This window comes from Pararhizobium sp. IMCC21322, assembly GCF_030758295.1.
GTDB lineage: Bacteria > Pseudomonadota > Alphaproteobacteria > Rhizobiales.
In genome coordinates this window covers 1,317,700-1,329,993 of sequence record NZ_CP132335.1, presented here as the reverse complement: position 1 = coordinate 1,329,993, position 12,294 = coordinate 1,317,700, and the positions used below count along the sequence as shown (strand labels likewise).

The following is a 12,294-nucleotide window of genomic DNA, read 5'->3' as shown; positions in this document are numbered from 1 at the left end:
TCTCCTGATCTGTCGTCCGGTTTTGGCTAAGTGCCGACGGTATGCTCGCCCTGTCAGTCTTGTTCATTGTCTTGTCTTGCGTCATTCAGTCTAGCCTTGCCTCATTCAGTCTGGCCCTGTCGATCGCGCAGGGCCACGGCCCGCACCACAGTTGCAAGGGCACCTGCGAGCGCCAATATTCCAGCGATATTCAGAGCGCTCAGAGCGCCGGAAGCCGGTATCGAGGCAAGTGTGAAAGCTGCAATCGCGGTCCCCAGAGCACGTCCAAACTGGCGGGCCAGTGAAATCATCCCGCTTGCTGCACCGCTACGGTCCCTGGGGGCGCTGAGCATAACCAGCCGATTGTTGGGCGTCTGGAACGCTGCGAAGCCAATGCCACAAACAGCCAGTCGTGCTGCAATGCCAAGTGTCGTTACATCCTCGGGCATGGCCGCCAGCAGAAAGAATCCAATTGCAAAAACGAGCAGCCCGGCTGCGCCCAATGGTCCGGCTGGAATTCGGTCGGATGCCCAGCCAAGGATAGGTGCCAGGATCGCCGTTGAAGCAGGCCAAACACTCAGCACCAGCGCCATTTCAACCGGGCTGAATCCCACACCCAGCAGTAAATAGAACGGCAGCAGAACAAACCCAAGAAATTGAGATGAAAAGGCGCAGACCGATGCAATGACTGACAGGCTGAAAACCGGCAAGGCGAGTAGATCCAGCGGAAAGACAGCACCTTCCTTGCCCCTGGATGTGCGGGTCAGCACTATGAAACCAAGCACGGACGCGCCTGCAGCAGCCATGATTGACCAAAGCGACCAATCGTTTGCAAACCCGTTCAGAACGTACAGGACGCATGCCAGCGTCAACGCCACAAGAACTGAACTTTTAATGTCAAACCGACGATCAGATGGCTTGTTTGGCGGCAGCAGAAACGAGCCCCCTACAAATCCCAGCGTGCTGCACACAAGCATCAGGCCAAAAACGCCGCGCCATCCGCTGAATTCCAACAGAAAACCTGCAATGGCCGGCCCGCCTGACGAGGCGATTGCAACCGCCGTTGCCAGTATGCCAATAGCTGCGCCCAAATTCTTGTCCGCATAAATGGTGCGTGCCATGGCGAAACTCAAACTCATCGTCGCGGCAGTTCCCACTGCCTGGACAGCTCTGGCGGCCACCAGCGCATTGAAACTGGGTGCCAGAATGCAGCCGACAGAGGCAATCGAGAACAGCAACATTCCGGATAGAAAGAGGCGGCGATATCCAATTGTCTCGCCGAGAGAAGCCATGGGAAGCAGCAGCGCCACAATGATGAACTGGGACATGCCCACAATCCATGTGGCTGTCGCGGCTGTCACATCAAAATCCGCAGCAATGAACGGCAGGGCGACATTGACCGCCGTGCTTTCCAGAACGATGGCCCAAACAGCAATCAGCACTGTGACAAAGGCTAAATGTGTGCTCAAGGGTGTCCCCGAAAGCCCGGAGACAGTTTCCGGATTTTCGGGTGTTTTTAAATCATTCTTTGGGCTGTTTGAGGCCATTTTATCCGCCTGCCCTGCCCTTGGATGGGGCCAAGGTCACGCCGCTAATATCGCGACATCATTTGGTTTCACGATAATGCCAACACTGTCACCCACCGCAACTTCACTGCTTGGATGCAAGCGCGTGATGAGGTTTGAATTGCCCAGAGTCACACGGCATTCCAGAGACTCCCCAAGGAAGATGATTTCTGACACTTCGCCCGTAATTGACGTCGCTACATCGTCAATTCCCTTTCCGGCAAGCCAGACATTTTCTGGCCGAACCGCGATTGTGACTTTGTCGCCTATCGTGTGATCCAGACCTTCGGAATAAGACAGCTTGCCCCACTCCGTGTCGATTTGGCCCGGCGTGTCAGCGGTTGGAACAGAGAGAATTTCGCCATCAGCAAAATTGCACTGACCGATGAAGCTGGCGACGAAGCGCGAGACCGGCCGCTTATAAATTTCAGTTGGTGTGGCTTCCTGGGCAATCTCGCCATCCCGCATGATGGCCACACGATCTGCCATTGTCAGGGCTTCGGTCTGATCATGGGTCACATAAAGTGCGGTCATGCCGAGACGCTTGACCAGACGCCGCAATTCCAAACGTGTTTCGGCTCTCAGCTTTGCATCCAGATTGGACAGCGGCTCATCAAACAGGACAACAGTTGCTTCGCGCACAATGGCCCGCGCCAGCGCCAGCCTTTGCTGCTGACCGCCGCTCAAGAACGGTGCGGGACGGGATTCGTAGCCGATCAGCTGAACCAGCTCCAAAGCGTTTTTGACGCGTCTTTCAATCTCCGCTTCCTTGAGTTTTGGTTTCATCTCGCGCAGCGGGAAGGCGACGTTTTCAAACACGGTCAGATGTGGCCAGATCGCGTAGGACTGAAACACCATTCCAATGTCGCGGCGGTATGTGGGAATGGAAACATTCCGGTCCGTGTCGTGAACCACCACATCGCCAATGCTGATGCTGCCGCCGGATGGTGTTTCCAGACCGGCCAGACAGCGCAGTGTTGTCGTCTTGCCGCAACCGCTTGGTCCCAGCAGCGTATAAAATTCGCCGGGTGCAACACTTATGGTAACGCCGCGCACCGCATGAACTATGCCTTTGTCTGAGTCAAAGCGGACGTGAAGATTATCAATCTCGATCATATCGCGCCGCCTCCCTTGTTCTGGCCAAATCCGAAGATGCGGAGTGACAGAGCCAGGGCGAACATTACACTCATCAGCATTATTCCAATTGCTCCTACTGAGTTGATATTTCCATTGTCCCAAAGGGACCAGATCATGACGCCAAGCACTTCATTATTGCCACCTTGCGACAGGATCAAAGGCAGGCTGATGAAGCGTACGCTTAGCATGGCCACGTAAATCCAGATACCGACAAGCGTTGGCATCAGCAGCGGCGCAAAAATGCGGATCGCCACGCGCCATGGCGGCGCTCCGCACAGCTTGGCTGCATCCTCCAAATCCGAATGGACCTGGATCATCGCCACACTCATGGCCCGCACGGAATAGGACAGAAAGAGAATGGTGAAGCCAATCACCAGAGAGTAGAGCGAGCCAAAGGTGCTTGCACCGGTGAGCGAGTCAAACTGGATCAACAACCAGAACAGGGCCAGGCCCAGAACAATGCCCGGAATGGAATGTGGCATGAAGGACAGCACGTCCAGAGTGTAGCGCGCCGCAAATCGCGTGCGCACAATGATGTAGGCAACAATGAAGGACAGGATTGTCACTGTGGTCGCTGTCATAAGTGTCAGTGAAATCGTGTTCCACATAACCCGACCAACGCGCGGTTGCCGGAAGACGGCTTCGTAATGCTTCCATGAAAAGGACTGGAAGGCGTCAATGGATGGCTGGCGCAGATACCCGACCAGCGACACATAAAGCAGCACCAGGAATGGCAGCACGATGGTGACGAACAGGAAGAATAGAGCCAGGCCAATGGCCGGATAGCGCCATTTGCCAAGACGAACTGCACGCGGTGTGTAACCTTTGCCGGTAATGATGGAATAGCGTTCTGAATGGCGCACCAAACGCAGATAGAAAAATGAAATGATCAGCGCGATGAACAGATAGAAGACCGCAGCGGCATTCGCCTGCCCGAATGCAGGGATCGTCCCAATGTTTTCGATCAGGTTGAAGACCCGTGTGCTGAAGACATGCAGGTTGACCGGCATGCCAAGAATGCCCGGAACCTCAAAATTTTCGATAGCAGTGATGGCCTGAAAAATGCTGATGGCAAGGACGCCGGGCAGCAGCAGGGCAAATGTAACCCGCCGTATTGTGCGCATGGGACTGGCGCCACTTGCGGCAGCGGCCTCTTCCAGGCTGGGGTCCATACTGCGCATCAGCGGTACCAGCATCAAGAACGCGACCGGGACCAGCCGAAGCCCCTCTGCGAAGATCAACCCTGCCATGGAGTAGACGTTGAAAAGCGGCTCTTCCGAACCGGTCATGAACATCCAGCCACGGTTCAGGAACCCGGATCGCGGGCTGAGCAACAGAACCCAGGCGATGGCATGCAGAATACCCGGGACGGCAATGCCAAGAGGAACGCCTGCATAGACCCAAAGCTTTCCGGGCATATCCGACCGCTCGACCAACCACGCCAGAACAGCCGCCGTGGTAATGCCAAAGATTGTTGAGCCAACGACATAGATGGCCGTGTTCCAGAGCACGAGATCGATGCGCTGTTCAACCCAGACAGCATAGAAATTGTCGAGCCCCATATTGTCGATGGAGAACTCATTGGGCAGACGTGCTTGGCTGAAAGCCCCCACAACAAGTGAGAAGACAGGGGCTGCAACCATGGCAGCGATCAGGATCAGAATGGCCCAGGGAAAGAAGCGCCCCGCAAGATTTCGAATATTTGTGGGGCGTTTTTTGGCCACGGTCTGGCCGGCATCCAAAGCAGTGTTGCTCATGCTATTGCCTGTAAGTGGAAGACAATTGATTGGCCGGCGCCATTGGCGACGCCGACCGGCTTAGCTTATTTACCTGGGCCACCCGAATTGGACCACAGTGGATTCCAGACCTTGTAGAGCTCTGGCAATCCGACCGTCAGACCCTCAATCGTCCGCAGGGCAATGTCTTTGCCGGCAAACTCTGCACCCAGCGCGGCAGCACCATCGATCTGCAGGTCTTTGTGAACCGGGCCGTCGCCACCAGCCACGTAGCGGACCATCTGACCTTCCTGGCTTAGAATCCAGTTGATGAAGACTTTGGATGAGTAGTGGGTTGGCGAGTCACGGAACATGCCAATGAGGTTGAAATATTGTGGAACAGGCTCCGGGCAATGCCAGCCAACCGGCGCGCCGGTTTCCATCAATTCTTCAGTCTCGTCATTTGGTGCGGGCAGCGCCACATCAAACTCTCCGACCAGCATCAGATTGGAAATTCCAGAGATGCCTTCTTTGCGCAATTGCGGTTTCAGATTATCGAAGAACGCCGGCAGCAATTCGTTGGTCATACGTTTGGGACCGTAGTCAGGATGGGTCCACAAATTCAGTGTCCACAATTGGGCACGGTTGGCAGCACCGACACGACCACCAGACAGCGGTCCGTCCTCAGCCATCAGATCCCACCAGGTTGCTGGCAGTTCATCTGCCGAAACCTCGTCCTTGTTGTAGGCCAGACACCATGTGGTGTTCTGCATACCGGCATAGGTGCCGTTGGCGGCGCGTCTTTCTTCGGGAACACCGTCCCAGGCTGGCAGATCGTCGAGTTCTGCCAATGCGTCAGCCTCGATGAAATCAGGCAATGAGCCCTCAAAGCTCACCAGAATATGGCGCACAAGGCTGCCGGCTTTGTAGCCCAGCAGGGGCTGAATAGCCCGGGCCGCGCCCGAGGTCTCTGTCGCAACAATATCAATGTTCGGATAGCGCGCCTGAAAAACCGGCAACCAGGCAGCGACATGGTCCGGCGTATCATTGGTGCTGAAATCAATTGCACCTTCTTCTGCGGCCTTGTCGATCCATTCCTGAGGAACGTCCAGGTCTGTTGTTGCTGCGGTGCTGGCCTGCTCGATGATGGCGGCATCAATGCCGCCCTCTGTCAGAAATGCACGCGCCTCATCAGTCATTTCTGCCGAAGCGGCACCGGCGAACACCATCAGCGCTGCTGTGGAGCAGCCTGCCAGTTTCGACATTCTTTGTATCAAAGTCATACTTTTCCTCCCTGGTTTTCCAAATACACCATTGCGGTGCTTTCGAATGCCGCGTTCGGCTCCTGACCGTCAGCGGGTATTCCCGACCGTAAATCAATGAAAACGGCCCTGCAATATTTTATCGATTATTTGCTCTTTAAAGATTGATAATCTATCAATTGCTCTATTCTGCACGAATATACCGAATTGACCAACAATTTTTGCAACAATGCATCAAAAACGGATTTACGAGAGGTTCCTGCTCAGATGATGCCAGAGGCTTAAACAGGGCCCTAGCAGCCATGAAGTGGAAAATTTCATATTGTCGTGGAAGCAGTGAGTTCCCTCAGAAACGTTACGCCACAGCTGGATGCGATACCGGAACTAACAACTTGATACATTTTCTAAATATATGGTATCATTCAATTATCAAATGAATAATCGACATAAACCGACACTCTAAAAATGGCATCCGAATGAAATTCCCAAGCGGATTTGGCGGTGTGTTTGCCAGAATATTGCTCTGGGACAGGTTGCCGGGTTTGTTTGCAGTTTTAATATACGCGAGAGCGGCAATCGGAATTTTGGGCCTGTAAAAATAATCGATCATTTTTGACTGATCTGAATGCGCGGGTTATCGTTGGCAATAAATGCGGCCCATCTTGAGAGTCAAAGGCGATCACTCCTGACAGGCCAGCCTTCCAAATGAGGCATGAAAGACATGGTGAACGAAGCCATTGAGCAAAGACCCACGCGGGCGTCGTCCATCTACCTGCTTCTGCGCAACGAAATTCTTGCGGGAAAGCTGCTTCCCGGCGCGAAGCTGAACATCCGCGATCTCAGCAAAACCTACGCGTCCGGTCTCAGTCCCGTACGGGAGGCGCTGAACCGACTATCAGCCGAAGGCCTGGCACTTCAGGCAGACAATCGCGGTTTCAAGGTTCAGCCGGTCAGCGTACCGGAGCTTGCGGATTTAACGCAGGCCAGATGTTGGGTGAATGAAATTGGCGTCCGGGAATCGATTGAAAAAGGCAATACCGACTGGGAGGAAGCGGTTATCCTGAACTGCCATCGGCTCAAGAGGACACCGCGCTTTCTCCCCGAGGAAGAGATGATCCCCAATCCAAAATGGGCCACTGTCCACAAGGATTTTCACCAATCGCTCATATCAGCCTGTGGTTCAAACTGGATGATCGATACCTGCAGCCGCCTTTTTGATGCCGCAGAGCGCTACCGAAACCTGGCCCGTGTCGCCGGTGTCTCCCGCAGCGACCCGCGCGATGAGCATCAGGAAATCATGTCTGCGGCCGTCGACCGGGAGACCGACCTCGTGATCGAATTGCTCAATGCGCATTTCATGCGGACCGCGCAATTGGTGCAGACGGTTGTTGGCGAAGCTGAAGAAAATTCAGCGTAGGCTTTGTTGCAGCCAACTGGTATGCCGCATCCTCCGACAGTCAATCGCCCTAGTTGTGCAGCCACGCTACAGCAGAGCTGACCACAGCAGCGCGTCTCAGGGTAAGGTCTCGTTGGTCAGATCCTCGCAGGCATAATCTTCATAGGCAGCATCAGTCAGGCTGACGCTGTCTTGCCCCTCATATTGCCCCACCAGATTTACCGAATCCTTGCCCTCGAAGGTGCGGGCCATTGTCAAGCCATCCTCGCTGAGTGAAAATCGCTCGACCACATGAAACTCGTCAGAGTTCATCATAGCGCCCTGCCCTGTCACCGGAGGCGCGACGAGGTAGCCCGGTTCAAAACCGATTGTGTCAACAACCAGCACCCCATCCTCCCAGCGCCCGATGGAATGTCCGGAGATGCTCGGCTTGATGCCTGTCGGGTGATCTTCCAGATCAAGATGGATCTCGCGGACGATGTCCATGAATCCGTAATTGATGTAGATGGTGTCATCTGTCTGGACAATTCTGTTGACCATCTGGTCAAAAGTCCAGTCATCAAAGATGTTTACGGATTGGCAATTGAAGCGGGGATGGTCTTCGCGGACATACCCAGCGGCGAGCGCGCTGCCGGCCTCGGTCAATTCGATTTCAACTCTCCCGCCACCACCGGGAGGGGGATCTGCAGGTGAACCAGAAGGCCGGGTGCCGGTTGGTGCCGCAGCTTCGCCCTCGCCCTCGCCGTTACCAGGGGGCGGACCTGGTCTACTGCGCGCAGGCGCAACCCAGTTTCCGTCGATATTTGGCGTGCCATCGGACCGAACGATCTGCCGCTCTTCCTTGATCACGGCTCCCTCGGCATCAATGGTGGAATTGCGTTGCAGAACTCTGCCGTCAGCAAAGGTAATCGTTTCGGTATAGCAAGCATGCGGTTCTTCCCGGGCCGGAGCGCCCGAAATGGTGATCTCTGCACCGTCGGGGAACAGATCTCTGCTCCAGCCGAGGCGTCTGAGAATGCTGCCGGATCTGAGCTCGCAGCGCCACTCATCAACGCCACCTTCGTCGTTTTGTACATCGAAATAAACATAGCTGTGAGGATTTACGAGCCGGATATTCGTAACAGTGCCGGTAACTTCGAGCGTCTGACTGAGGTCAAACTGCCCGTTGACTCCGTGGTGGGCACTGCTTGGCCCGACCAAAACTGCAGCACTGCAGATAAGGGTGAGGATACCTAAAGTCTTGTGCTTTTTCATGTCGGTTCCTTGGCTTGGCCGATGGATCGCATGCGGTGGTCGGCCCAAATCCGACCAACATAGTGACCTCGGCGCTGTTCGGATGCGTGGCCTCATCAGATCGATAGTTAGTATGTTAACTATTGATGTGTCAAGCAGCAGATCAACTTTATCCGGTGCTGCATCCCCGCGACCTTCCGGAGCGCATTCTTTGGCTGACGCGGACGATAATTGGTGAAATTGCAGCAGCTGCTGCGCTGGCGTGTTTACCAAGAGGTCAGTTGCTGGCCGGAGGTCAAAACAGACTGAGACCCGTCACGAGGCCACCCGCACAACTAAACCACAACTTCAGAAACTTAAGTATAACTATCTATGATTGTGCGCTCACCTGGCACTCTTGATATTCCAATGAAATAGTCAAAGAAATTATGGTGTAATCTGCTTTTAAAATGGACACGTAAATTGACGCATTTTATGATCCATTTTTATAAATCACATAGAATACGTGAATTCACACATTATGAGCCTGCTAGATAGTCTTAACGCACTATTTATAACCATCCTTGTTCTGCTGGGTGGCTATCAGCTTTATTTACTTCCCCAAAAATATCATCTTCGACAACATTTTAACCTGAACACTGCGTTGGATGATTTGATCCCGTTCAAACCGCGCTGGGTTTGGGCTTATTGTTTGTTGTATTACCCCTTTCTCGCTTCGGTCATCCTCACCATGACTGATCTGCGGCACTTTTCATTCGTGATCACGAGTTTTATCCTGCTGCTTGTGTTGCAGGTTTTACTGGCGTTTCTCTTTCCCGTGAAAACACCGGATTCCTGGCGCAGCTATGATCCGGATAATTCCCGATCAGAAAAATTTCTATCCAATTTGCAGATCATTGATCGAGGGGGGAATTGTTTTCCTTCAATGCATGTCAGTGCGGTTTTCCTGACATTGTTCCATATTCTGGCCAATATCTCTGACTGGCTGACACCCTGGACCGGTGTGATGTTTACGGTCGTGTTTCTGATTTCGGCGAGTACCGTGTTCACCAAGCAGCATTATGTGCTGGATATCCCCGGTGGCATTGTTTTGGCCGGATTTGTGTTTTGGCTGTTTCAACAGGTCTATTAGGCATGGATCATTTGCGAAGCCATGGATCATTCCCGAAGGCCGGACTGATCCACCAGTTTGCTGAGGTCTAGCGCGAGAATTCCATAACGCTGAGGTCCGAATATTTGCCTGTGTCCGGATTTTTTACGCTTCCAACCAGACGCAGCTTTGAACTGCTGATGGTCCAGATGCTGCGGTGTGCCAGATACTGGGAAGTGGTTTCTTCCCTGGCCCGAAACGTAAATGTAATTTTGCTCCCGGATTGCTGCCCAACCAATGAAATGGTGCCGGGTCCCCTGGGGTTGCTCCAGCCTCCAGTGAAGCGCCCGCCACTTCCGGAAAAATCAATCGTTCCGGTGGTTTTGAATGTTCTGCCTGCGGCCGTGCATTTTCCACTGATTGTCAGTTTGTCTCCAGACGAACTGACCTGGTTTTTATAGCGACAGCGTGCAGCCTCTTTGGGCGTATCAATGCCGTTCCTGAACCATCCGCTGCCAGACCAACTGCCATCGGCCTTGGCAAGAAGTGTGTCTGCCGAACCAAACCCCATTGTCGAGAGCACAAGGACGAGCGCCATGACTGTTCCCGCAAAAAATTTGTTGACTGTCATTCTGAAATCTCGCGCTGTTTTCTTGATTTACCGAATATTTCCAACCATGCAGGCAAAACGGTGAGAACAGCAAACAGGGCCAAAATGAAAATGGCAATGGTCAGCGCTCCAAAATACGCGATTGCCGGTGTGCTGCTCCACTGGGATCCAAGCGTGCCAAAACCCAAAACCGCGGTGGTGGTGACAAGAACAGGTGATACGTCCTGAAACGCTTTTTCAACCAGAACCTTGTCATATCCCTGCTCAATCGGCGCATCGAATTTCAACCGGTTGAGAACGTGGATCGTGTCATCAACGGCTATGCCAAAGGCAATTGTCAAGGCCACTGCTGACGGCATTTCCAATGGCCAGCCCATCAGAAACAGCCAACCACCAACCATGGCAATGGGCAGAACATTTGGCGCAATACAAAAGAAACCGTATCGCCAATGACCAAACCAGACGGCGATCAAAATCCCGGAAAAAATTACTGCCAGCAGAAAGCTGATGTTCAAATGGCGGATCATATTACTGCCCACAATTGCAGACATCGGCAACAGACCTGTTGGCTCCAATATACGAATATGCTCGAATTCAAGTGCGCTGTAAGCAGCCCTGATTTCGGCAATTTTTTGCTTTGTTTCAGTCGCGCCGTGGTCCGCAACCTGAACCCGCATAAGCGCAACATTTCTGTCGCTGTTCAGCAATCGCGTTTGCGTTGTTTCAGACAATTGTTCAAAAACATCGATCACAATTGTCTCCCTGTCCAGCCTATTGCTATCGGGCGCAATCCACTGCGCGAGCAACGAGATTGAAAACACCGGATTGTCGGGCAGCGCGGTCTCAATGGCGGTTTGAACAGCATGGACTTCCTGCAGAACCTGCGGCGCAAAAGCTTTGCCGGCTGTTATCTCAATTGGCAGGTCGATTGACATGGTGGGTGCAAGGGTCTCTTCAATCTGCCTCAGCGTCAGAACTTCCGGCTGCGATTTGTGGACCAGCGTGATGAAACTGTAGTTCGATTTGTTGATGGAATGACCGGCGATGGCCAGCAACAGCACGATGATTGACAGATAGGTGATGACTTTTGCATGGCGCGTGCCGAACCGCACAAGGTGCATGCCATCAAAGTAAGAGCTGAGCGGAACCGCTCTTTTCGGCGCATTTTTGGGAATAATTTTCAGCTTAAGGGCTAATATGAACACCAAAGGATGAACCAACAGCACCGCAACAACGGCCACAAGAACAGACATCAGGCCCGCAAGGCCCAGATTTCTGACCAGCTCCGATTGAGAGATGAGCAGGGTTGAAAAGGCAATCGCTGTTGTGATTGAGGTCAGCACACATGCGGGGGCGATTTTCTGAAGCGTATCTGCAATGGCCTTCATCTCAGAAGTCTTGCCCAGATTGCGGCGCAGCTCATAGGTCAGATGCAGGCTGTCTGCTAACGACAACACCAAAATCAGAACCGGAATGACATTGGTCAGCGTATCAATCGCGATGCCGGAAAGCCCCATGCTTCCCAATGACCAGAAGAGCGCAATGTTCGATGGGACCGAGGTCAGAAAAGCCAAAACGACCGAGCGCAAGGCAACCAGCGCGATCAGGAATCCCAATGTCATGCCGATCAGGTTCAACCTCATCAAATCCCCCAAAAGGGAATCGATCAGTATCTGCCTGATAGAGGCCAAGCCAGTGACTTCAAAGGTCACATCCGAACCTTCGACAACCATCTGAGCGGCTTCCTGGACTTCCGACAAGATTATGCGGGAGGCCTCCAGCCCGGCACGATCGAAATTCTGGTGATACAGGACCAGCGTGGATTTCAGATCTTCTGATAGAAATTGCCCACGCTCCAGCGGGTGGGATTTCAAACCCTTCAAGGCATCAGACAGGCCAGCACCAAGCTCGGAGAGATCGACCGGCAAAGCAGGTTCGAATGATCCGCTGCCTGTATCTGTCCGCAGCGAAAAAATGGAAAAGACGTCTTCCACACCATCAATCAGGGATATCTCCAGCGCGAAATTGCGCACTCTCTCAAGATTTTCCGGATCATCAAAACCAGAGGAGCGGAACAGAATTGCCTGATCGTTTTCAGACGGCGTGAAACGCTCCTTGTTCTCACTGTAAAGGCGATAGATGTCGTCCTTGCTTCTGAAAGCGGTGGCCACACCATCATCGAACTTGAGCGTGCTTATCCCGAATATCGACAGTGCGGTGACAATCACAACAATCACCACAGCCCATTTGGGATAGTGCAGTGACATTTGTCCAAGACGATGGGCCTGAGGAAATCTTGCCAGCATG

Annotated in this window: 9 protein-coding genes; 2 read left to right on the top strand and 7 right to left on the bottom strand. The window is 53.2% G+C overall.

Translation table 11 applies throughout. The annotated features are described in order from the left end of the window. Window positions 1-101 precede the first annotated feature (101 nt). From RAL91_RS06440 to RAL91_RS06425, 4 genes are all read right to left on the bottom strand, one after another. The gene (locus RAL91_RS06440) at window positions 102-1,448 is read right to left on the bottom strand and encodes an MFS transporter (RefSeq protein ID WP_306260710.1); all 1,347 of its coding nucleotides are present in this window, start codon (window positions 1,446-1,448) and stop codon (window positions 102-104) included. A gap of 114 nt (window positions 1,449-1,562) precedes the next feature. After that, window positions 1,563-2,660 carry an ABC transporter ATP-binding protein gene (locus RAL91_RS06435; protein WP_306260708.1) on the bottom strand — a complete coding sequence of 366 codons (1,098 nt, stop codon included), beginning with the start codon at window positions 2,658-2,660 and terminating at the stop codon, window positions 1,563-1,565. Beyond that, window positions 2,657-4,438, bottom strand: a complete 1,782-nt coding sequence (locus RAL91_RS06430; RefSeq protein WP_306260706.1) for an iron ABC transporter permease — start codon at window positions 4,436-4,438, stop codon at window positions 2,657-2,659. Before RAL91_RS06430 ends, RAL91_RS06435 begins: the two co-directional genes overlap by 4 nt. Window positions 4,439-4,503: 65 nt before the next feature. Further along, on the bottom strand, window positions 4,504-5,679 hold the full coding sequence (locus RAL91_RS06425) for an extracellular solute-binding protein (RefSeq protein ID WP_306260704.1): 1,176 nt from the start codon (window positions 5,677-5,679) through the stop codon (window positions 4,504-4,506). A gap of 700 nt (window positions 5,680-6,379) precedes the next feature. Here RAL91_RS06425 and RAL91_RS06420 point away from each other — a divergent pair. Then, window positions 6,380-7,075 carry a GntR family transcriptional regulator gene (locus RAL91_RS06420; protein ID WP_306260702.1) on the top strand — a complete coding sequence of 232 codons (696 nt, stop codon included), beginning with the start codon at window positions 6,380-6,382 and terminating at the stop codon, window positions 7,073-7,075. A 96-nt stretch (window positions 7,076-7,171) separates the two neighbouring features. On the opposite strand, the gene RAL91_RS06415 is transcribed toward RAL91_RS06420, so the two are convergent. Then, window positions 7,172-8,308 (bottom strand): DUF6152 family protein, encoded by a 1,137-nt coding sequence (locus tag RAL91_RS06415; RefSeq protein WP_306260701.1) that lies wholly within the window; start codon window positions 8,306-8,308, stop codon window positions 7,172-7,174. A 499-nt stretch (window positions 8,309-8,807) separates the two neighbouring features. Here RAL91_RS06415 and RAL91_RS06410 point away from each other — a divergent pair, with 499 nt between their 5' ends. Next, window positions 8,808-9,419, top strand: coding sequence for a phosphatase PAP2 family protein (locus RAL91_RS06410; RefSeq protein ID WP_306260699.1), 612 nt, complete (start codon window positions 8,808-8,810; stop codon window positions 9,417-9,419). Between the two features lie 67 nt (window positions 9,420-9,486). On the opposite strand, the gene RAL91_RS06405 is transcribed toward RAL91_RS06410, so the two are convergent. Continuing rightward, window positions 9,487-10,008 (bottom strand): hypothetical protein, encoded by a 522-nt coding sequence (locus tag RAL91_RS06405; protein ID WP_306260697.1) that lies wholly within the window; start codon window positions 10,006-10,008, stop codon window positions 9,487-9,489. Then, window positions 10,005-12,293 (bottom strand): RND family transporter, encoded by a 2,289-nt coding sequence (locus RAL91_RS06400; RefSeq protein WP_306260695.1) that lies wholly within the window; start codon window positions 12,291-12,293, stop codon window positions 10,005-10,007. The genes RAL91_RS06405 and RAL91_RS06400 overlap by 4 nt, the downstream gene beginning before the upstream one ends. Window position 12,294 lies beyond the last annotated feature (1 nt).

Excerpts from the sequence above, each read along its gene's own strand:
- RAL91_RS06435 (WP_306260708.1), bottom strand. The coding sequence starts at position 2,660 with ATGATCGAGATTGATAATCTTCACGTCCGCTTTGACTCAGACAAAGGC.
- RAL91_RS06430 (WP_306260706.1), bottom strand. The coding sequence starts at position 4,438 with ATGAGCAACACTGCTTTGGATGCCGGCCAGACCGTGGCCAAAAAACGC.
- RAL91_RS06425 (WP_306260704.1), bottom strand. The coding sequence starts at position 5,679 with ATGACTTTGATACAAAGAATGTCGAAACTGGCAGGCTGCTCCACAGCA.
- RAL91_RS06420 (WP_306260702.1), top strand. The coding sequence starts at position 6,380 with ATGGTGAACGAAGCCATTGAGCAAAGACCCACGCGGGCGTCGTCCATC.
- RAL91_RS06415 (WP_306260701.1), bottom strand. The coding sequence starts at position 8,308 with ATGAAAAAGCACAAGACTTTAGGTATCCTCACCCTTATCTGCAGTGCT.
- RAL91_RS06410 (WP_306260699.1), top strand. The coding sequence starts at position 8,808 with ATGAGCCTGCTAGATAGTCTTAACGCACTATTTATAACCATCCTTGTT.
- RAL91_RS06405 (WP_306260697.1), bottom strand. The coding sequence starts at position 10,008 with ATGACAGTCAACAAATTTTTTGCGGGAACAGTCATGGCGCTCGTCCTT.
- RAL91_RS06400 (WP_306260695.1), bottom strand. The coding sequence starts at position 12,293 with ATGCTGGCAAGATTTCCTCAGGCCCATCGTCTTGGACAAATGTCACTG.